The organism is Nocardioides jiangxiensis (assembly GCF_030580915.1).
Taxonomy (GTDB): Bacteria; Actinomycetota; Actinomycetes; order Propionibacteriales; family Nocardioidaceae; genus Nocardioides; species Nocardioides jiangxiensis.
The window spans coordinates 234,407-252,471 of sequence record NZ_JAUQTA010000001.1; the positions used below are offsets into that span (position 1 = coordinate 234,407).

18 protein-coding genes are annotated in these 18,065 nt (G+C 72.6%); 8 read left to right on the plus strand and 10 right to left on the minus strand.

Annotation, left to right across the window (positions count from 1 at the left end; all coding sequences use genetic code 11):
* Positions 1-12: 12 nt before the first annotated feature.
* A complete protein-coding gene (locus Q5722_RS01215) occupies positions 13-654 on the minus strand; it encodes a regulatory protein RecX (protein WP_305026383.1) in 642 nt (213 codons plus the stop codon).
* A complete protein-coding gene (gene recA / locus Q5722_RS01220; protein WP_439652466.1) occupies positions 654-1,688 on the minus strand; it encodes a recombinase RecA in 1,035 nt (344 codons plus the stop codon). Before recA ends, Q5722_RS01215 begins: the two co-directional genes overlap by 1 nt.
* Before the next feature lie 230 nt (positions 1,689-1,918).
* On the opposite strand from recA, the gene Q5722_RS01225 reads away from it, so the two are divergent.
* From Q5722_RS01225 to Q5722_RS01235, 3 genes are read left to right on the plus strand one after another with little or no spacing between them, the layout of a single operon-like run.
* Complete coding sequence (locus Q5722_RS01225) at positions 1,919-2,962, plus strand: polysaccharide pyruvyl transferase family protein (protein WP_305026385.1); 1,044 nt, start codon at positions 1,919-1,921, stop codon at positions 2,960-2,962.
* Complete coding sequence (locus Q5722_RS01230) at positions 2,962-3,834, plus strand: glycosyltransferase family A protein (protein WP_305026386.1); 873 nt, start codon at positions 2,962-2,964, stop codon at positions 3,832-3,834. Before Q5722_RS01225 ends, Q5722_RS01230 begins: the two co-directional genes overlap by 1 nt.
* A gap of 46 nt (positions 3,835-3,880) precedes the next feature.
* Positions 3,881-4,360, plus strand: coding sequence for a nucleoside deaminase (locus Q5722_RS01235; RefSeq protein ID WP_305026387.1), 480 nt, complete (start codon positions 3,881-3,883; stop codon positions 4,358-4,360).
* 49 nt (positions 4,361-4,409) lie between these two features.
* On the opposite strand, the gene Q5722_RS01240 is transcribed toward Q5722_RS01235, so the two are convergent.
* From Q5722_RS01240 to Q5722_RS01250, 3 genes are read right to left on the minus strand one after another with little or no spacing between them, the layout of a single operon-like run.
* The gene (locus tag Q5722_RS01240; protein WP_305026388.1) at positions 4,410-5,669 is read right to left on the minus strand and encodes an MFS transporter; all 1,260 of its coding nucleotides are present in this window, start codon (positions 5,667-5,669) and stop codon (positions 4,410-4,412) included.
* Between the two features lie 19 nt (positions 5,670-5,688).
* Positions 5,689-5,886 (minus strand): DUF3046 domain-containing protein, encoded by a 198-nt coding sequence (locus Q5722_RS01245; protein ID WP_305026389.1) that lies wholly within the window; start codon positions 5,884-5,886, stop codon positions 5,689-5,691.
* Positions 5,886-6,413, minus strand: a complete 528-nt coding sequence (locus tag Q5722_RS01250; protein WP_305026390.1) for a DinB family protein — start codon at positions 6,411-6,413, stop codon at positions 5,886-5,888. The genes Q5722_RS01245 and Q5722_RS01250 overlap by 1 nt, the downstream gene beginning before the upstream one ends.
* 70 nt (positions 6,414-6,483) lie before the next feature.
* Here Q5722_RS01250 and Q5722_RS01255 point away from each other — a divergent pair, with 70 nt between their 5' ends.
* The 5 genes from Q5722_RS01255 to Q5722_RS01275 all read left to right on the plus strand — a co-directional run bounded on the left by Q5722_RS01255 (position 6,484) and on the right by Q5722_RS01275 (position 14,130).
* Complete coding sequence (locus Q5722_RS01255) at positions 6,484-7,062, plus strand: DUF305 domain-containing protein (RefSeq protein WP_305026391.1); 579 nt, start codon at positions 6,484-6,486, stop codon at positions 7,060-7,062.
* Between the two features lie 31 nt (positions 7,063-7,093).
* Positions 7,094-11,638: an ATP-dependent helicase gene (locus tag Q5722_RS01260; RefSeq protein WP_305026392.1), complete on the plus strand. Its 4,545-nt coding sequence runs from the start codon at positions 7,094-7,096 to the stop codon at positions 11,636-11,638.
* Positions 11,631-12,404: a DNA-formamidopyrimidine glycosylase family protein gene (locus tag Q5722_RS01265; protein ID WP_305026393.1), complete on the plus strand. Its 774-nt coding sequence runs from the start codon at positions 11,631-11,633 to the stop codon at positions 12,402-12,404. Before Q5722_RS01260 ends, Q5722_RS01265 begins: the two co-directional genes overlap by 8 nt.
* A gap of 293 nt (positions 12,405-12,697) precedes the next feature.
* On the plus strand, positions 12,698-13,084 hold the full coding sequence (locus tag Q5722_RS01270; RefSeq protein ID WP_305026394.1) for a GNAT family N-acetyltransferase: 387 nt from the start codon (positions 12,698-12,700) through the stop codon (positions 13,082-13,084).
* 62 nt (positions 13,085-13,146) lie between these two features.
* Positions 13,147-14,130 carry a pseudouridine synthase gene (locus tag Q5722_RS01275; RefSeq protein WP_305026395.1) on the plus strand — a complete coding sequence of 328 codons (984 nt, stop codon included), beginning with the start codon at positions 13,147-13,149 and terminating at the stop codon, positions 14,128-14,130.
* Between the two features lie 104 nt (positions 14,131-14,234).
* On the opposite strand, the gene Q5722_RS01280 is transcribed toward Q5722_RS01275, so the two are convergent.
* The 5 genes from Q5722_RS01280 to Q5722_RS01300 are packed head-to-tail and all read right to left on the minus strand — an operon-like array spanning position 14,235 to position 17,937.
* A complete protein-coding gene (locus tag Q5722_RS01280) occupies positions 14,235-14,540 on the minus strand; it encodes a helix-turn-helix domain-containing protein (RefSeq protein ID WP_439652489.1) in 306 nt (101 codons plus the stop codon).
* A 30-nt stretch (positions 14,541-14,570) separates the two neighbouring features.
* The gene (locus Q5722_RS01285; protein ID WP_305026397.1) at positions 14,571-15,083 is read right to left on the minus strand and encodes a CinA family protein; all 513 of its coding nucleotides are present in this window, start codon (positions 15,081-15,083) and stop codon (positions 14,571-14,573) included.
* 20 nt (positions 15,084-15,103) lie between these two features.
* Positions 15,104-15,745, minus strand: a complete 642-nt coding sequence (gene pgsA / locus Q5722_RS01290; protein WP_305026398.1) for a CDP-diacylglycerol--glycerol-3-phosphate 3-phosphatidyltransferase — start codon at positions 15,743-15,745, stop codon at positions 15,104-15,106.
* Positions 15,742-17,205, minus strand: a complete 1,464-nt coding sequence (rimO, locus tag Q5722_RS01295; RefSeq protein WP_305026399.1) for a 30S ribosomal protein S12 methylthiotransferase RimO — start codon at positions 17,203-17,205, stop codon at positions 15,742-15,744. Before rimO ends, pgsA begins: the two co-directional genes overlap by 4 nt.
* Before the next feature lie 36 nt (positions 17,206-17,241).
* Positions 17,242-17,937 (minus strand): sunset domain-containing protein, encoded by a 696-nt coding sequence (locus Q5722_RS01300; protein WP_305026400.1) that lies wholly within the window; start codon positions 17,935-17,937, stop codon positions 17,242-17,244.
* Between the last annotated feature and the right edge of the window lie 128 nt (positions 17,938-18,065).

Consider the following 18,065-nt stretch of genomic DNA (forward strand, 5'->3'; position numbering starts at 1 on the left):
CCCGTCTCGGCGTCAGTCGGGGGGCTCGACGTCGTCGTCGGCGAGCGCACCGAGCTCCTCGCGCACGACCGCGAAGGCGACCCCGGGACCGTGGCCCTTGCGCGCCAGCATCCCGACCAGGCGGCGGGTGGCCACCTCGGGAGCGAGGCCACGCATGGAGCGGAGCTTGCGCTGCACCAGCCTGCGGGCCACCTCACGCTCGTCCTCGGGGTCGATCTCGTCGAGCGCCTCGCGCGCCACCTCGTCGTCGATGCCCTTGCGGCGCAGCTCCTGGGCGAGGGCACGCGAGGCCAGCCCCTTGCCGGGCTGGCGCGAGGCGATCCACTGGCGGGCGAAGGCCGCGTCGTCGACGAGTCCGACTTCCTCGAAACGGTCCAGCAGCCGGGTCGCGATCGCCTTCGGCACGTCCTTGGCATCGAGCTTCTTCTGCAGCTCCGCCCGTGAGCGCGCCTGGCCCGTGAGCTGGTCGAGCAGGATCTTGCGGGCCACCGCCTCGTGGTCGGCCTCGGGCCCCAGGGCCTCGAGGTCCTCAGGCGGCATCGCGTCCGCGGCGGAGGCGAAGTCCGGCGGCGGACCTGCTTCACCGAGCCACGCGGCCACCCCGGCGTGCACGTCGCCGTGCCACGCCGGAGCGGCTGCAGTGGGGTCAGACATCAGAAGTCGACGTTGGTCGGCTCCTCAGCGGGAGCGTCGATGGTCGGGCCGACACCGAGCTTCTCGAGGATCTTCTTCTCCAGCTCGTTGGCCAGGTCGGGGTTGTCGCGCAGGAAGTTGCGCGCGTTCTCCTTGCCCTGGCCGAGCTGGTCACCCTCGTAGGTGTACCAAGCGCCGGCCTTGCGGACGAGGCCCGCGTCGACGCCGACGTCGATCAGGCCACCCTCACGCGAGATGCCCTTGCCGTACATGATGTCGAACTCGGCCTGCTTGAACGGCGGGGCAACCTTGTTCTTCACGACCTTGACGCGGGTGCGGTTGCCGACCATGTCGGTGCCGTCCTTGAGCGTCTCGATGCGGCGCACGTCGAGGCGGACCGACGAGTAGAACTTCAGCGCGCGACCACCGGTCGTGGTCTCGGGCGAGCCGAACATGACGCCGATCTTCTCGCGCAGCTGGTTGATGAAGATCGCGGTCGTGCCGGACTGGTTGAGCGCACCGGTCATCTTGCGGAGCGCCTGCGACATGAGGCGGGCCTGGAGACCGACGTGGCTGTCACCCATCTCGCCCTCGATCTCCGCGCGGGGCACGAGCGCCGCCACGGAGTCGATGACGATGAGCGACAGCGCGCCGGAGCGGATCAGCATGTCCGCGATCTCGAGCGCCTGCTCGCCGGAGTCGGGCTGCGAGACCAGCAGTGCGTCGGTGTCGACGCCGAGGTTCTTCGCGTACTCCGGGTCGAGCGCGTGCTCGGCGTCGATGAAGGCGACCAGGCCACCGTTGCGCTGGGCGTTGGCCACCGCGTGCAGCGCGACCGTCGTCTTACCCGAGGACTCCGGGCCGTAGATCTCCACGACTCGACCACGCGGGAGGCCACCGATGCCGAGCGCCACGTCGAGCGCGATCGCGCCGGTCGGGATCACCTCGAGCGGAGCACGGGTCTCGTCGCCCAGGCGCATGATCGAGCCCTTGCCGAACTGCTTCTCAATGTTTGCAAGCGCTGCGTCGAGCGCCTTGTCGCGGTCTCCAGCCATCTTCTTCATCCTGTCGCGTAGTCACCAGCCGAGTACATCGGCGACGTTAGGACGAACCACCGACAGAGCCTGATCAGCCCGGTCGTCACCTGTGGAGAACATCGTCCGTGCGTCGTACCCGGTGAGCACACGCTAGCCGAACACCTGTTCGAAGCGCGCCGCAACACGCCGTACTCGCCGGCAGTCCCCCGCGGCGAGCCGACAGCCCGGCGTCCGTCTAGGCTCCAGCCGTGCGTGAACGAGACAGGTCCACCCTGGAAGAGCTGCGGTCCCGGACCCTCGACGTGCTGGTCGACGTCATCGGGCGCGGCGCGACGGTGGCGCTGCTCGACGCGCCCAACCAGCGCAACGTCGGCGACTCGATGATCTGGGCCGGCGAGGTCGCCTACTTCCGGCGGCTCGGCCTGAAGGTCGTCTACGTCGCCGACCTGCAGTCCTACGACACCGACGTGCTCCGCCGAACCCTTCCGGCCGACGGAGTGATCCTCCTCCACGGCGGAGGCAACGTGGGCGACCTCTGGCGCGGCCACCAGAAGCACCGCGAGCAGGTCGCGCGCGACTTCCGCGACCGGAAGATCGTGCAGCTGCCGCAGTCGGTCTGGTTCTCGGAGGAGAAGTACGCCGCCAACGCGAACCGCATCCTCGGCGCGCACCCGGACTTCACGCTGCTCGTGCGCGACCGGGAGACGGAGGAGCGAGCCGCTGCCTGGCTGCCGGACGTCCCGCGGCGCTACTGCTGGGACATGGCCCTGGGCTGGGACCCGCGCCCGTCGCGGAAGCAGCACGGCGGGGCACCCGCTCTCGTCGTGGCCCGCACCGACCACGAGGGCGCCTCCGGACTCGGGACGGCCGACCTGGCGAGCGACCTGGGGGTGGCCGCCGACGTCCGCGACTGGACGAGCCCCGAGCTGGACACGCTCGGCTGGCGCCTGGCCCGCGCCGTGCCGCGGATCGCGAGGCGCTGGCCGGCGCTCAGGCGCTGGCACCTCTTCCAGGTGCTGCTGCGGGCGAGCTTCGGCTGGATCAACCGCGCCAACGTCCGCAGCGGCGTCCGCCTCTACGCCGGACGCCGCGTGGTCGTCGTCGACCGGCTGCACGCACACGTCCTCGCCGTCCTGATGGGGATCGACCACGTGATGCTCGACAACAGCTACCGCAAGCTCGGAGCGGTCTTCGACGACTACACCCACCGGTTCAGCACCGCGGCGTACGCGCACGACCGAACCGAAGCCATCGACCTCGCGCGCACCATCCTGAACCGACCGGAGAACTGATGCTGGCCTTCGTCACCTCCCTTCGTCACCCGCACAACTCGGCCGACTACGGACGCGTGGAGCAGCTGCTCCAGGAGACCCTCGGCTCGGTCACCGCGCAGACCTCCGACGACTACGTCGTGTACGTCGTCGGCAACCGGGCACCGGCCTTCACGCTGCCCGACCGGACCTTCTTCGTCCCGGTCGACTTCGCCCCACCGGTCGACGTGGCAGGTCCCCAGTTCGAGCTCGGCCCGTTCGTGCGCGACAAGGGCACGAAGATCGGGATCGGCCTCGCCGCAGCCCGTGAGCACCGCCCTGACCACGTCATGATCTTCGACGCGGACGACTACGTGCACCACGACATCGCGGCGCTGTCGTCCTCCGACCCGGATGCGAACGGATGGCTCGTCGAGGAGGGCTACATCTACTCGCGGGCGCGCCAGGCCTACCAGGTGCAGAAGCGGTTCTTCGGCGTCTGCGGCACCAGCCACGTCGTCGCCTGGCGGGCCTACGACGTGCCGCAGGACCTCCCCCTCACCGCGACCCAGGACGAGGTCGCCGAGGCGTACGGCGAGCGGCTGGGCGCCCTGCTCGGCGCCCACCGCAACAAGCGCATCTGGCTCTCCAAGCACGGCAACAAGCTGGACCCGATGCCGTTCCGCGGCGCGGTCTACCAGGTCGACACCGGCGAGAACCACTCCGGCAAGGGCCTGCGCGGTGTGGCCCGCCCGCTCGGTCGCGAGCTCACGTCGACCTACGGCGTGCCGCGCCTCCGGTCGCGGGTGGCCGCCGCCGGGGCGGCGTGGGCGCCCTCCGAGCTGGTGTACAGCGCGAGGAAGCGCTCTGCAGACCGCCGGGCCCGGGCTGGGAAGGCCGCCGCCTCCGCCTGATCCGGAGGACCGCCGGCGACGTGGAGCCGTGTGCCACGATCGGCCCATGGCGACGACAGGCAGGGACCAGCACTGGCTCGAGCGAGCGGTGGAGCTGGCGACCGCCAACGTCGCCGACGGCGGCGGGCCGTTCGGCGCCGTCCTGGTCCGTGACGACGTCGAGGTCGCGAGGGGCCAGAACCGGGTGACGCGGGACCACGACCCCACGGCGCACGCCGAGGTGGTCGCGATCCGCAGCGCGTGCGCCGTGCTCGCGACCCACGTCCTGACCGGCCTGACCCTGTACAGCTCCTGCGAGCCGTGCCCGCTCTGCCTCACCGCCAGCCTCTGGGCCCGCCTCGACCGCGTCGTGTACGCCGCGGACCGGACCGACGCCGCCGGCGCCGGGTTCGACGACCGGGTCTTCTACGAGCTGCTCGACCAGCCGAGGAGCACCTGGCCCACCCCCGTGGAGCGGCTGGAGGTCGTGGGCCACGAGGCCCCGTTCTCGGCGTGGCTCGCCCACGCGGCGCGCATCCGCTACTGAGCGCAACCCGGCTCGGGGCCCTCCACGGACGCTCCGGGGAGGGCCACCGTCACGGGCGCGAGCCGGACCGGCCGGCGACCACGCCCACGCCGAGTACCACCGCCCCCAGCGCTGCGGCGAGCGCGTTGAGCCAGCCGTAGCCCAAGGCGCCGACGACCACTCCGGAGAGTCCCCCGGCGACACCGGCGGAGAGGCCCATGACCAGGTCGGACGCGCCCTGCACGTCGGTGCGGGCGGCCAGCGGCGTCCGGTCGGTCAGCAGGGTGGACCCGGCGATGGTCACGAACGACCACCCGATGCCGAGCACGAAGAGACCCGCGAAGACCTGCCACGAGCTGCCCTGGGGCGAGAGCCCCGCCAGGGTGACCGCGACGAGGAGCACCGCACCGCCCAGCACGATCATCCGTGGACGGCCCATCCGGTCGGTGAGCCATCCGACGACCGGCGCGAAGGCGAACATGCCCAGGACGTGCACGCTGATCACGAGGCCGATCACGTGCAGGTGCGCGCCCCCGTGCTGCATGTGCAGAGGCGTCATCACCATGACGCCCACCATGACGGCGTGGGCCGCTGCCACGGCTGCCATCGCGCACGCGACGAGGGGCTCGTCGCGCATGACCGCCAGCGCTCCGACCATGACGCCGCCGGGTCCGGGACGCCGAGGCACGCTCTCGCCCGCGACCTGCCTGGCGACGACGAGGGGGTCCGGGCGCAGCCGCACGGCGACGACCACCGCTGCCACCGCCATGCCGACGGCCCCGACGAGGAACGGGCCGGTCAGCGGCGGCAGACCGAGCCGGTCCGCCAAAGCAGCCGACGGCTCCGCGAGGTTCGGCCCCAGGACGGCGCCCACCGTGGTCGCCCAGACGACCAGCGAGAGGTCCCGCGCGCGGGTCTCCGGGTCGGCGAGGTCGGTCGCCGCATACCGTGCCGACGAGTTCGCAGCGGTCATCGACCCCACGAGGAACGTGCCGAGCAGCAGCAGGGGCATCGAGCCCACCGCACCTGCGACGACACAGAGCAGGGAACCGACGGTGGCGAAGCAGATGCCCGCCAGCAGACCCACCCGGCGACCCCGCGTGGCCATGACCGACGCCAGGGTCCACGACGCCACCGCGGCACCGAGCACCTGGCTGGTCTGGGCCAGGCCGGCGAGGCTGTCAGAGCCGCTGAGGTCACGCGCGAGCAGGGAGGCGGTCGCCAGCGCGATCGTGATGCCGAGCGCGCCTACGGCCTGCGTGGCCACCAGGCTGCGGACCGTGCGCCGCTGCAGGGCGACCGTGTCCACCCTCTCCGAGGCGAGACTCATCGCGCGCTGCTCGGGAGGCTCACCGGTCGCGCTCGGGCAGGTCGAGCACGGCGTGCACGGCCCGCCAGACGGCCTTGGGGCTCTCACCGGCCGCGAGCGCTTCGTCGACCGTGCGTCCCTCCAGGCTGCCGATGACGGTGCTGCCGGCCCAGTAGCGGGCATAGCCCTCGTCGCGCAGCGCCGCCGTCATCCGCTCCCAGAACTCGCTGTGCCGCATCAGCCGTGCACGTCGTCGAGGTGGTGGACGTCGTCGTGCAGGTGGTAGCGCCCGATCGTGTCGACCGTGAACACCGAGCCGTTGCTGCGCGTGCCCGGACGTGACCACTGGTCACCGTGGACGCCGTCGTAGATCGAGGCGACGTGGGCGGCTGCCTCGACGAGCTCGGCGGCGACGACGGCGGGGTCCTGCTCGGCGTAGCGCTCCTCGACCGCGGTGGCGTCCTGGTCCCAGTTCGGGAAGCGCGGGTTGTCCGTCTCGAGCATGAGCACGAGCCGCTCGGCGAAGATCCGGTGCACGTCGCGCACGTGGCAGGCGTACTCCAGCGGCGACCACGTGCGCTCTGCGGGCCTCTCGACGGCGTCGCGGCGCTCGAGGACCTGCACCCAGCGCTCGGCGTTGATCCGCACCATCTCGCCGAACTCGGTCGCCTCGAGGGTGTCGGCGGCGAAGCCGCACTCGGGGCACGGGCGACTCAGGACCCAGGTCCAGTCCTTGTCGTCGGGGATCGGCTGCAGCGTCGACATGCGCCACATTGAACCAGCCGGCACCCTCCACGTCGTCTGAGTTCCTGCCAGACATGACAGCATCCCTGCCATGCGCCCCTCCGTCGTACGCCGCCCCGCCGCCGCGTCGTTCCTCGCCGCGCTCGCCGCCCTCGCGGGCCTCACCGCGTGTGGTGGCCGGCCGGCTGCCGCTCCCGCCCCGGTGGAGACCGCCCCCAACGGCGCGGTCTTCAACGCCGCCGACGCCGCGTTCGCTCGCGACCTGCTCCGGCAGCGCGCCGAGGAGTTCGCCCTGATCGACCTCACCGTCGGACGCCGGCTGGACCCGGAGCTCACGGCATTCCTCGACCGGGCCCGCGAGGCCCGGGCCGCCGAGGTCGACACCACCACGACCTGGCTGACCGACTGGGGCAAGGACGTGCCGAGCACGGTCCGGGACCACGCCGCCGGTCACGCGGGGGTGCACGCCTTCCCGGAGGTCGAGAAGGCCTCCGACGCCGACTTCCAGGAGCGCTGGATCGCGACCTTCCTCGACGAGCTCCGCGACAGCGGCCGCATCGCGGCCGCCGAGGCCACGCATGGCGCCAACGCCGACGCCCGGGACCTTGCAGCCTCGGTCCGGGACACCAACGAGGAGGAGTCCCACGCCCTCGAGGAGCTCCTCGCCTGACGTTGTCGGTGGCGTCGGCGAGGATGGTTCCGTGGCTGATCCCCTGGAGCGTTTCGGTGAGGCGACGCGGACGTGGTTCCGCGCCGCCTTCGCTGCGCCCACGCCTGCACAGGTGGGGGCGTGGGCCGCGATCGCGGCCGGGCGCCACGCGCTCGTCGTCGCGCCCACCGGCTCCGGCAAGACGCTGTCGGCGTTCCTCGCCGGGGTCGACCGCCTCCTGACCGACGAGCCGCCGGAGGACCCACGGCGACGCTGCCGTGTCCTGTACGTCTCCCCGCTCAAGGCCCTCGCCGTCGACGTCGAGCGCAACCTGCGCGCACCGCTGACCGGCATCCGGCACACCGCCGACCGACTCGGCCTCCCGGTCGCCGACGTACGGGTCGGCGTGCGCTCCGGCGACACCCCTGCCGCCGAGCGGCGCAAGCTGGCGACCGCACCGCCGGACATCATGATCACGACGCCGGAGTCGCTCTTCCTCATGCTCACCTCCGGAGCGCGCGAGGCGCTGCGGGGCGTGCAGACGGTGATCGTCGACGAGGTCCACGCCGTGGCCGGCACCAAGCGCGGTGCCCATCTCGCGCTGACCCTCGAGCGGCTCGACGCCCTGCTGGAGCGGCCGGCGCAGCGGATCGGCCTCTCCGCGACCGTGCGCCCCCTGGAGGAGGTAGCCCGCTTCCTCGGCGGCGCTGCTCCCGTCGAGATCGTGGCGCCGCCCTCGACGAAGGAGTGGGACCTCCGGGTCGTCGTCCCGGTCGAGGACATGACCAGCCCCGGCGACTACGACGAGGAGAGCGAGGACCCGGCCCGGTCCGGCTCCCTGTGGCCCCATGTCGAGGAGAGCGTCGTCGACCTCATCGAGCAGCATCGCTCGACGATCGTCTTCGCCAACTCCCGCCGCCTCGCCGAGCGGCTGACCGCCCGTTTCAACGAGATCGCCACCGAGCGGTCAGGGCTCGCCGTCGACCGTGCGGTCGCGTCCCCCGCCGCGGTGATCGCCCAGTCCGGCACGTCGTACGCCCCGGAGACCGTCATCGCCAAGGCCCACCACGGCTCGGTGTCGAAGGAGCAGCGCGCGCTCATCGAGGACGACCTCAAGCGCGGCCGCCTCCCCTGCGTCGTGGCCACCTCCTCCCTCGAGCTCGGCATCGACATGGGCGACGTCGACCTGGTCGTGCAGATCGAGTCGCCGCCCTCGGTGGCGTCCGCCCTCCAGCGCGTCGGCCGGGCCGGCCACCAGGTCGGCGAGGTCTCGCGCGGAGTCCTCTACCCCAAGCACCGTGGTGACCTCGCCCAGACGGCGGTCGCCGTCGAACGGATGCGTGCCGGCGCCATCGAGTCGCTGCGCGTCCCCTCCAACCCGCTCGACGTCCTGGCCCAGCAGGTGGTCGCGATGACCGCGCTCGATGCGTGGCACGTCGACGAGCTCTACGAGCTGGCGCGGCGGTCGGCGCCCTACGCACACCTCCCGCGAGCGGCGTTCGACACCACCCTCGACCTGCTCGCGGGGCGCTACCCCTCCGACGAGTTCGCCGAGCTGCGTCCGCGCGTCGTGTGGGACCGCGTGACCGGCCAGGTCACCGGTCGCCCCGGTGCGCAGCGGCTCGCGGTGACCAGCGGCGGCACCATCCCCGATCGAGGACTGTTCGGCGTCTTCCTGGTCGGCTCGGAGGCCGGGAGCGGGGGCGGCAAGCGCGTCGGCGAGCTCGACGAGGAGATGGTCTACGAGTCGCGCGTCGGTGACGTCTTCGCCCTCGGTGCGACCAGCTGGCGCATCGAGGACATCACCCACGACCGGGTGCTCGTGACGCCGGCACCCGGCGTGCCCGGCCGCCTCCCGTTCTGGAAGGGGGACACTCTCGGGCGCCCCGCGGAGCTGGGCGAGGCGGTCGGCGCACTCGGCCGGGAGCTCGCCGCGCTTCCACAGGAACTGGCCGTCGCGCGCGCGAAGGAGGCCGGGCTCGACGAGTGGGCGGCAGCCAACCTCGCCGGGTACGTCGCCGAGCAGGCCGACGCCACGCGCATCGTGCCCAGTGACCGGTCGATCGTCGTGGAGAGGTGTCGTGACGAGCTCGGCGACTGGCGCCTGGTCGTCCACTCGCCCTACGGCACGCCCGTCCACGCCCCCTGGGCCCTGGCCATCAACGCGCGGCTGCGCGAGCGCTACGGCGTGGAGGCCTCCGCGGTGGCCTCCGACGACGGCATCGTGCTGCGGGTCCCGGACACCTCGGCGGAGCCGCCGGGTGGCGACATCGTCGTCTTCGAGCCGGGCGAGATCGAGGAGATCGTGACCGCCGAGGTCGGCGGTTCGGCACTCTTCGCCTCCCGCTTCCGCGAGTGCGCCGCGCGGGCCCTCCTGCTCCCCCGCCGCGACCCGGGCAAGAGGTCGCCGCTCTGGCAGCAGCGCCAACGCTCTGCGCAGCTGCTCGAGGTCGCGGCGAAGTACCCGTCGTTCCCGATCGTGCTGGAGGCGGTCAGGGAGGTGCTTCAGGACGTCTACGACCTGCCTGGCCTCGTGGGCCTGCTGACCCGGATCGACCGGCGCGAGGTGCAGGTCGTCGACGTCGACACCCCGATGCCGTCCCCCTACGCCCGCTCGCTGCTCTTCGGCTACGTCGCGCAGTTCGTCTACGAGGGCGACTCCCCCATCGCCGAACGCCGGGCCGCCGCCCTCCAGCTCGACCAGGGGCTGCTGGCCGAGCTCCTGGGGCGTGCCGAGCTCCGCGAGCTGCTTGACCCGGTCGTGCTCGCCGAGACCGAGGCGGAGCTGCAGCGCCTCGTCGAGGACCGCAGGGCGCGCGATGCCGAGGGCGTGGCCGACCTGCTGCGGCTGCTCGGCCCCCTCTCGGCTGCAGAGGTCGGGGCCCGCTACCGGGGCGTGGACGCACAGGCCGACCTGGCCACGCTCGCCGCTGCTCGACGGGCCGCCGTGCTACGTATCGCCGGTACGGAGCACTGGGTCGCCATCGAGGACGTCGCGCGCCTCCGCGACGGCCTCGGAGTGCCCGTGCCGCCGGGCACTCCCTCGGTCTTCACCGAGCCCGTGACAGACCCGCTCGGCGACCTCGTCGGCCGCTACGCACGCACGCACGGGCCCTTCACCGCCGACGAGGTGGCGGCCCGCTTCGGGCTGGGCGTCGCGGTCGTCCGGCACACACTCACGCGGCTCGCCGGCGAGGGGCGCGTGCTGGAGGGTGAGTTCCGGCCCGCCGGAGCCGGGTCGGAGTGGTGCGATGCCGAGGTCCTCCGCCGTCTGCGGAGGCGGTCGCTGGCACGGCTGCGGGCCGAGGTCGAGCCGGTAGACCCCGCGGCCCTGGGTCGTTTCCTCCCGCACTGGCAGGGCGTCACCCGCAGGCAGGGAGCCCTGCGTGGGGTCGACGGCGTCGTCGCCGCGATCGAGCAGCTCGCCGGCTGTCCGGTGCCGGCCAGTGCGCTCGAGTCGCTCGTGCTGCCCGCCCGCGTTCGTGACTACTCCCCGGCGTTCCTCGACGAGCTGACCGCGACCGGCGAGGTGCTCTGGGCCGGCCACGGTGCGCTGCCCGGGGACGACGGCTGGGTCTCGCTGCACCTCGCCGACCAGTGCGACCTGACGCTGCCCGCCCCCGTGCCCTTCGAGCACTCCGAGCTCCACCAGGCGGTTCTCGACGCACTCGCACCAGGAGGTGCGTGGTTCTTCCGCCAGCTCGCCGACACCGTCGGTTCGACCGACGACCAGGCCCTCGCGACCGTGCTGTGGGAGCTGGTGTGGGCGGGCCGGATCGGCAACGACACCCTGGCGCCGCTGCGAGCGCTGATCGGGGGCGGCTCGACGACCCACCGCACCCGTCGCCCCGCGCCCCGGGCACGCACGGCGTCCCGACGGCCCGCGATGCCCAGCCGCGGGGGGCCGCCGCAGACGGCCGGCCGCTGGAGCGCGCTGCCGGCCGTCGACCTCGATCCCACCCGCCGCGCACACGCGCTCGCCGAAGGGCTGCTCGAGCGCCACGGGGTGGTCACCCGCGGAGCAGTGCAGGCCGAGCGGTCCCCGGGCGGGTTCGCCGCGGCGTACAAGGTGCTGAGCCAGTTCGAGGAGTCCGGACGGTGCCGACGCGGCTACTTCGTGGCCGGCCTGGGCGCAGCGCAGTTCGGCTCGTCGGGCGCGGTCGACCGGCTGCGCACCTTCTCCGATCCGGGTGACGAGCCGGTGGCGATCGCCCTGGCAGCGACCGATCCCGCGAACCCCTACGGGGCCGCGCTGCCCTGGCCCGAGCGCTCTGTCGTCGACCCGACGGCCGAGGGTGGGTCCGGACACCGCCCCGGGCGCAAGGCAGGCGCCCTCGCCGTTCTGGTCGACGGTGCCCTGGTGCTCTACGTGGAGCGCGGCGGGCGCACGCTGCTCACCTTCACCGACGACCACGAGCTCCTCGTCCCGGCAAGCGCCGCTCTGGCCGATGCCGTGCGTCGTGGCCAGCTCGGACGGCTCACCGTCGAGCGTGCGGACGGCGAGCAGCTGCTCGGCAGCGGGTCGACACCGCTGCGCGAGGCACTCACTGCGGCGGGCTTCGTCGCCACTCCCAGGGGGCTGCGGATCCGTGCCTGAGGGCGACGCGGTGTGGCGTGCAGCCCGGTCTCTCGACCGGGCCCTGTCCGGACGCGTGCTCACGTCCACCGACTTCCGCGTCCCGGCCCATGCGACCGCCGACCTCAGCGGTCGCACCGTCGTCGAGACGGTGGCCCGCGGCAAGCACCTGCTCACCCGGATCGGTCCGGACGTCACCTTGCACACCCACCTCAAGATGGAGGGATCCTGGGCGGTCGGCCGCGCGGGAGAGCGCTGGCGCAAGCCGGCGCACACGGCACGTGTCGTGCTGCGCACCGACGACGTGGAGGCAGTCGGCTTCTCCCTGGGCATCGTGGAGCTGCTCCCCCGCGCTGCCGAGTCGGACGCCGTCGGCCACCTCGGCCCCGACCTGCTCGGCCCCGACTGGGACGCCGCCCGCGCGGCCCACAACCTGGTCGGCGACCCCGACCGGCCGCTCGCCGAGGCCCTCCTCGACCAGCGCAACCTCGCCGGCATCGGCAACGTCTATGCCGCCGAGCTCTGCTTCCTCACCGGCCGCCTGCCCACGACGCCCGTGGGCGAGGTCGAGCGTCTCGAGCGCCTGGTCTCCCGCGCACACCAGCTGCTGCTGGTCAACCGGGAGCGCTCCGGCATGGTCACCACCGGTGACACCCGGCGCGGTCGGTCGCACTGGGTCTACGGCCAGCGCACGTGCCTGCGCTGCGGCTCCGTCGTACGTCGGGAAGAGCAGGGCGAGCCCGGTCGCGAGCGGATCCGCTACTGGTGCCCCTCCTGTCAGCGCTGAGGCCGCAAGCCGCTGGCCTCACGCCTCGGTCACTGCCACGCGGGTGGTGACCTGGTCCGCGACCTCGCGTGCCCGGGGGCGCCGATGAGTGCAGCGCGGAGGACGTAGCCACGGGGCACAGTGCCCAGGCAGAGCACCGACCCGGTCGGTGTGGGTCACCGCGAGCAGCGTCACCACGCACATCGTCGGCGCGAGGACGAAGAGCACCAGCACCACGGCGATGCGTCACGATCCATGGGGCTCTCCTCCAGCAGACCGACATCAGCAGACTGCGAGCGGGTACTCCACGGCTCATGGAACCCACCGTCACCCCCGCCGAGTACGCCGCCCTCCGCGCCGCCGTGGACTGGCCGGTCTGCCCGCCGGCGGAGGCCGAGGCGGCCTTGCAGCGGTCGCTGGCGGTCGCCATCGCCCGCAACGCCGACGGTCGCCTGGTCGGCCTGGCCCGCGCGGTCGGTGACGGCTTCTACGTGGTGGTCGTCGACGTCATCGTCGACCCCCGCGAGCAGGACCAGGGCATCGCGCACCGCCTCCTGACCGACCTGCTCGCCACGCAACCGGTGCGCGCCGCAGGCCACCTGACCCTCTTCGCAGCTCCGGAGGCGGTCGGCCTCTACGAGGAGCTCGGCTTCCGTGAGGAGAAGGGCGTCTACATGGTCCGGCCCACCCCGGACGCGTGACCCCGGGCGGCGGCCGCCACCCGGATGCCGTCCGCGGGCACCTCCACACCTACGATCTGCGCGTGCCTCCCCCGTCGCCCCTGCCGCCGCGCCATGGGCTCAGCGCAGCATGGGTCCGCACGCCTGCGGCCGGCACAGCCCCCGAGCACGAGGGCACGATGCGCGACTGGCTCCGGCACCGCCTGCCGCCTCGCAACCTCGAGGCCACGGGCGTGCACGCGCTGGCGGAGCTCGCCGTTCCGCTCGGCGACGGACAGCAGCCGAGCGTCGACGTCGACGCCTTCCTCGCGGCGGGACGCTTCGTCTGGCAGGACGGCGCTCCCGTGCGCGCGGACGATCCCTACCGGCCGCACACGTTCATGTGGTTCCACCGGGACCTGCGCGAGGAGCCGGTGGTACCCGGCGAGCTGACCCTCCTGCACCGCGATGAGCGGATCGTCGTCGTGGACAAGCCTGCCTTCCTCTCGACGATCCCGCGCGGCAGCCACGTCGTCCAGAGCGTCGTCGTCCGCGCCCGGGAGGAGCTCGGTCTTCCCGAGCTCTCCCCTGCCCACCGCCTCGACAGGGTCACCTCCGGAGTGCTCATGCTGACGGCCGCGAAGCAGTGGCGCGGCGCCTACCAGGGCGTCTTCGAGGACGGCACGGCGAGGAAGGTCTACCGCGCCGTCGCGCCGTACGACCCCGCGCGCGAGCAGCCGACCTGGGTGCGCAACCACCTCCAGAAGCCACGGGGTCAGTGGCAGGGCGAGGTGGTGCCGAACGCGCCCGTCAACGCGGAGACGCTCGTGGAGCTCGAGGCCCGCCTCGACGGTGACCGCGCGATCTACCGGCTCACACCGCTGACGGGGCGCACGCACCAGCTCCGGATGCACCTGCACGGACTGGGCATCCCGATCGAGGGAGATCCCCTCTACCCGGTCGCCACCGGCGTCAGCGTCGACGACTTCAGCACGCCGCTCCAGCTGCTCGCGAGCGAGCTCGCGTTCACCGACCCGGTCGACGGCACGGAGCGCTCGTTCAGGAGCACCAAGGTGCTGCCCCTCTGATCACCCGGCACACGCCTCGTCTCGACGCGGCACACGCCTCGTCTCGACGCGGCACACGCCTCGTCTCGGCGCGGCACCCGCCTCGTCTCGGCGCGGAAGGACCGTCAGGCAGCAGACGACGCGGCGGTGGCGTCGACACGGACGGGCAGCGGGATGGGAGCCAGTGCGGCTTCCTCGAGCGCGACCTGGTCGGAGACCTCGCGGATCACCTGCGACAGGGTCAGGTCCATCGCGTTGCACAGCGACGCCAGCAGCTCCGAGGAGGCTTCCTTCTGGCCGCGCTCGATCTCGGAGATGTAGCCCAGCGACACGCGGGCACCGGCGGAGACCTCGCGCAGCGTCATGCCGCGCTGCACGCGCTGGTGACGGAGCACGTCGCCGAGCACTCGACGGAACAGCACCATGGCGATCTCCTTCGCGATCGTGGGGATGGGGCAACGCTACCCGAGGCGTGGTTCTTCCCGCGGCACATGTTCGAGGAGTAGCGCGAGCGCCGCCTCGACCGTCGCCTCGCGGATCCGGACCCGGTCACCCTCCAGGTGCAGTGCGTACGACGTGACACCGGCCGGACCGGCCAGGCCGACGAAGACGGTGCCCACCGGCTTGCCCTCCTGCTCGTCCGGGCCGGCGACGCCGGTCGTCGCGACGCCGAACGTCGTACCGAGCAGCCGGCGCACACCGCCGGCCATTGCCTCGGCGCAGGCTGCCGACACCACGCCCGGGCCGGCGATCACCTCCGGAGGCACCGCGAGCAGCTCCTCCTTCGCGTGGGTCGCGTAGGTGACCACGCCGCCGACGTACACCGCAGAGGCACCGGCCGCCGCCGTGATCGCTCCGGCGACGAGCCCGCCGGTCAGCGACTCCGCCGTGGCGACCGTCTGGCCACGGACCTGCAGGGTCGCGACGAGCTGGGCCGCGACGGTCGGGGACTCGGTGATCTCCTCGGGGGCCATGACCCGAGCCTACGAGGGCCTCAGGCGCGCGCCGCGCGCTTCTGACGGATGGCGTCACGGAAGAACTCGTAGCCCGACCAGACCGTCAGGAGCACGGCGACCGCGAGGATCACCTGCGCGACGTAGAAGATCGCCTTGCCCGGCGTGCCCCAGGCGTGGTCGTCCGCGACGAGCGGCAGGGACAGCAGGCCGAGCGCCACGCCCTGCGCGGTCGTCTTGATCTTGCCGAGCTGCGCGGCCGGGATCACGACGTCCTTCATGATCGAGAGGCGCAGCAGCGTCACGCTCCACTCGCGCACCAGGACGAGGACCGTGACCCACCACCAGATCTCGCCGCCGGCGACGTACCAGGCCTCGCCGGACCGCGAGCCGACGATCGAGAGGCCGATGAACGCCATGCCCGTGATCGCCTTGTCGGCGATGGGGTCGGCGATCTTGCCGAAGTCCGTGACCAGGTTGTGCTTGCGGGCGAGGTCGCCATCGATCTTGTCGGTGACCATGGCGATCGCGAAGAGCACGTAGGCCGTGATCCGCCAGCCGATCGAGTCGCCACCGTCGTGCAGGAGGGCGTAGCCGAAGAACGGCACCATCACGATGCGCAGCGTGGTGAGCGCGTTGGGCACGTTCCAGTTGCTGGTCTTCACCGCGGTCTCGGTGGTCATCGGCTGGTCTCCTCGTCCACGAGACCGGCCACGAGGTCCACGCCCTCGCTACCGGTCACTTCGGCGGTCAGCAGGTCGCCGACCTTCACGTCCTCGGGGGCGCCGAGCACCAGTGTGGTGCCATCGACCTCCGGACCCTGGAACGCCGCGCGGCCGATCACCGCGGGATCGCCGTCCTCATCGGTCAGCGACTCCACGAGGACCTGCACCCGCTCGCCGATCCGCTCCTCCGCGCGCTGCGCGGTCAGCTCCTCGACGAGGTCCTGCAGGTGGGCGACGCGGGCGTCGATCTCGTCCTGGTCGAGCTTGCCCTCGAAGCGCTCCGCCTCGGTGCCGTCCTCATCGGAGTAGCCGAAGACACCGGTGACGTCGAGGCGCGCGGCCTCGAGGAAGTCGCACAGCGTCTGGAACTCCTCCTCGGTCTCCCCCGGGAAACCGACGATGACGTTGGAGCGGACACCGGCCTCGGGCGACTTCGCGCGGACCTGCTCGAGCAGGCCGAGGAAGCTCTCCGGGTCACCGAAGCGCTTCATCCGGCGCAGCACCGTCGCCGAGGCGTGCTGGAAGGAGAGATCGAAGTACGGCACGACTCCCGGCGTCTGCGCGATCGCGTCGATCAGCGTCGGGCGCATCTCGGCGGGCTGCAGGTAGGAGACGCGCACCCAGTCGATGCCGTCGATCGCGGCCACCTCGGGGAGCAGGGTCTCGAGGAGGCGGATGTCGCCGAGGTCCTTGCCGTAGGAGGTGTTGTTCTCGCTGACGAGGAAGACCTCGCGCGTGCCCTGCTCGGCGAGCCAGCGTGCCTCGTTGAGGACGTCGCTGGGACGCCGGCTGACGAACGAGCCACGGAACGCCGGGATCGCGCAGAACGTGCAGCGGCGGTCGCAGCCCGACGCGAGCTTGAGCGGCGCCATCGGCCCGGAGTCGAGCCGGGCCCGGAACGGCATGCCCAGGTCGCCAGAGCCCGCAGAGACACCGGGAACGACGATCCCGGACGCGTCACGCGACGTCGGCGCCACCGGCAGCAGCTTGCGGCGGTCCTGCGGTGTGTGCGCGTGGTGCTGCTCGCCGGCGAGGATCCCCTTCAGCCGGGCGGCGATGTCGGGGTAGTCGTCGAAGCCCAGGACGGCGTCGGCCTCGGGGAGGCTGTCGGCCAGGTCCTTGCCGTAGCGCTCGGCCATGCAGCCGACCGCCACGACGGCCTGGGTCTTGCCCGCAGCCTTGAGGTCGGCGGCCTCGAGGAGGGTGTCGACCGAGTCCTTCTTGGCGGCCTCGACGAAGCCACACGTGTTGACCACCACCGTGTCGGCGTCCTCGGGGTCCGCGACGAGACGGAATCCGCCCGCCTGGAGTCGTCCGGCGAGCTCCTCGGAGTCGACCTCGTTGCGGGCGCACCCGAGGGTGACCATCGCAACCGAGAGCAGGCCGTCGTCGGAGGTGGGGGCAGCAGTCTTCGTCATGGCCCGGCGAGTATCCCACGCGGGCCGTGCCCCTCCCTACTCGTCGGTCCAGGCCTCGAAGCCCGCCGCGCGGGCCGCATCGGCGTCAGCGAACCAGACGTCCGCACGTGTCTCGTCGTACGCCGAGGAGTCGCGGGTGTGGAACACCTTGGCGGTGCTGTCGCCCTTGATCGTGTAGGCCGCTCCCGGGGACGTCCCGTCCTCGAGCGGCGCGGCGGAGCCGGCACCGTACGGGCCTTCACTGGTCTGCGCGGTCCCGCCCACGGCCGCGCCACCGAAACCGTCATCGGCTCCGCGGTCGGCAGCACCGCCCGCCGAGCCGGCGGCCCCGGTCGCCGCCTCCTCGCGCTTCGCGTACCCCGAGGTGGGCGACGTCGCGTCCGGAGCGCTCGAATGGCTCGGCGCCCAGGGGGCTTCGGCCGAACGGCGTGCCACGAACCAGCCGACGACGGCGCCCACCAGTGCCAGGAGCCCGAGCGTCGTGACACCACGACGGTGATCGGCCGCGAAACGCCGCGCCCGCCCGACGCGGCTGCAGCGCCCCGCCCCCGGCAGGTGGTCGCGAACGGCATCCGGCAGGTGGTCCACCAGGCCGTGCGGCAGGCCCTGCGGCAGGTGGTCCGCCAGGCCCTGCGGCCGGTGGTGCGGGACGTGGTCGGTCACGCGGTCCAGCACCGGCCCCACCTTCTCGAGTGCGGGTGCGGTGACGTCGGTCAGCTTCGGTGTGTGCACGGCAGTCCCTCCGTTGTCGGCATCGTCCCGGCCGGGCCGGGTTCTGTCCGAGACGTACCCCGAGGGCGCGATCCGACACGGCAGGACCGAGAAACGCCGGAGGCGGCAGGACCGTGGTCCCACCGCCT

Excerpts from the sequence above, each read along its gene's own strand:
- Q5722_RS01270 (WP_305026394.1), top strand. The coding sequence starts at position 12,698 with ATGGAACCCACCGTCACCCCCGCCGAGTACGCCGCCCTCCGCGCCGCC.
- Q5722_RS01240 (WP_305026388.1), bottom strand. The coding sequence starts at position 5,669 with ATGAGTCTCGCCTCGGAGAGGGTGGACACGGTCGCCCTGCAGCGGCGC.
- Q5722_RS01230 (WP_305026386.1), top strand. The coding sequence starts at position 2,962 with ATGCTGGCCTTCGTCACCTCCCTTCGTCACCCGCACAACTCGGCCGAC.
- rimO (WP_305026399.1), bottom strand. The coding sequence starts at position 17,205 with ATGACGAAGACTGCTGCCCCCACCTCCGACGACGGCCTGCTCTCGGTT.
- Q5722_RS01285 (WP_305026397.1), bottom strand. The coding sequence starts at position 15,083 with ATGGCCCCCGAGGAGATCACCGAGTCCCCGACCGTCGCGGCCCAGCTC.
- recA (WP_439652466.1), bottom strand. The coding sequence starts at position 1,688 with ATGGCTGGAGACCGCGACAAGGCGCTCGACGCAGCGCTTGCAAACATT.
- pgsA (WP_305026398.1), bottom strand. The coding sequence starts at position 15,745 with ATGACCACCGAGACCGCGGTGAAGACCAGCAACTGGAACGTGCCCAAC.
- Q5722_RS01215 (WP_305026383.1), bottom strand. The coding sequence starts at position 654 with ATGTCTGACCCCACTGCAGCCGCTCCGGCGTGGCACGGCGACGTGCAC.
- Q5722_RS01235 (WP_305026387.1), top strand. The coding sequence starts at position 3,881 with ATGGCGACGACAGGCAGGGACCAGCACTGGCTCGAGCGAGCGGTGGAG.
- Q5722_RS01245 (WP_305026389.1), bottom strand. The coding sequence starts at position 5,886 with ATGCGGCACAGCGAGTTCTGGGAGCGGATGACGGCGGCGCTGCGCGAC.
- Q5722_RS01250 (WP_305026390.1), bottom strand. The coding sequence starts at position 6,413 with ATGTCGACGCTGCAGCCGATCCCCGACGACAAGGACTGGACCTGGGTC.
- Q5722_RS01255 (WP_305026391.1), top strand. The coding sequence starts at position 6,484 with ATGCGCCCCTCCGTCGTACGCCGCCCCGCCGCCGCGTCGTTCCTCGCC.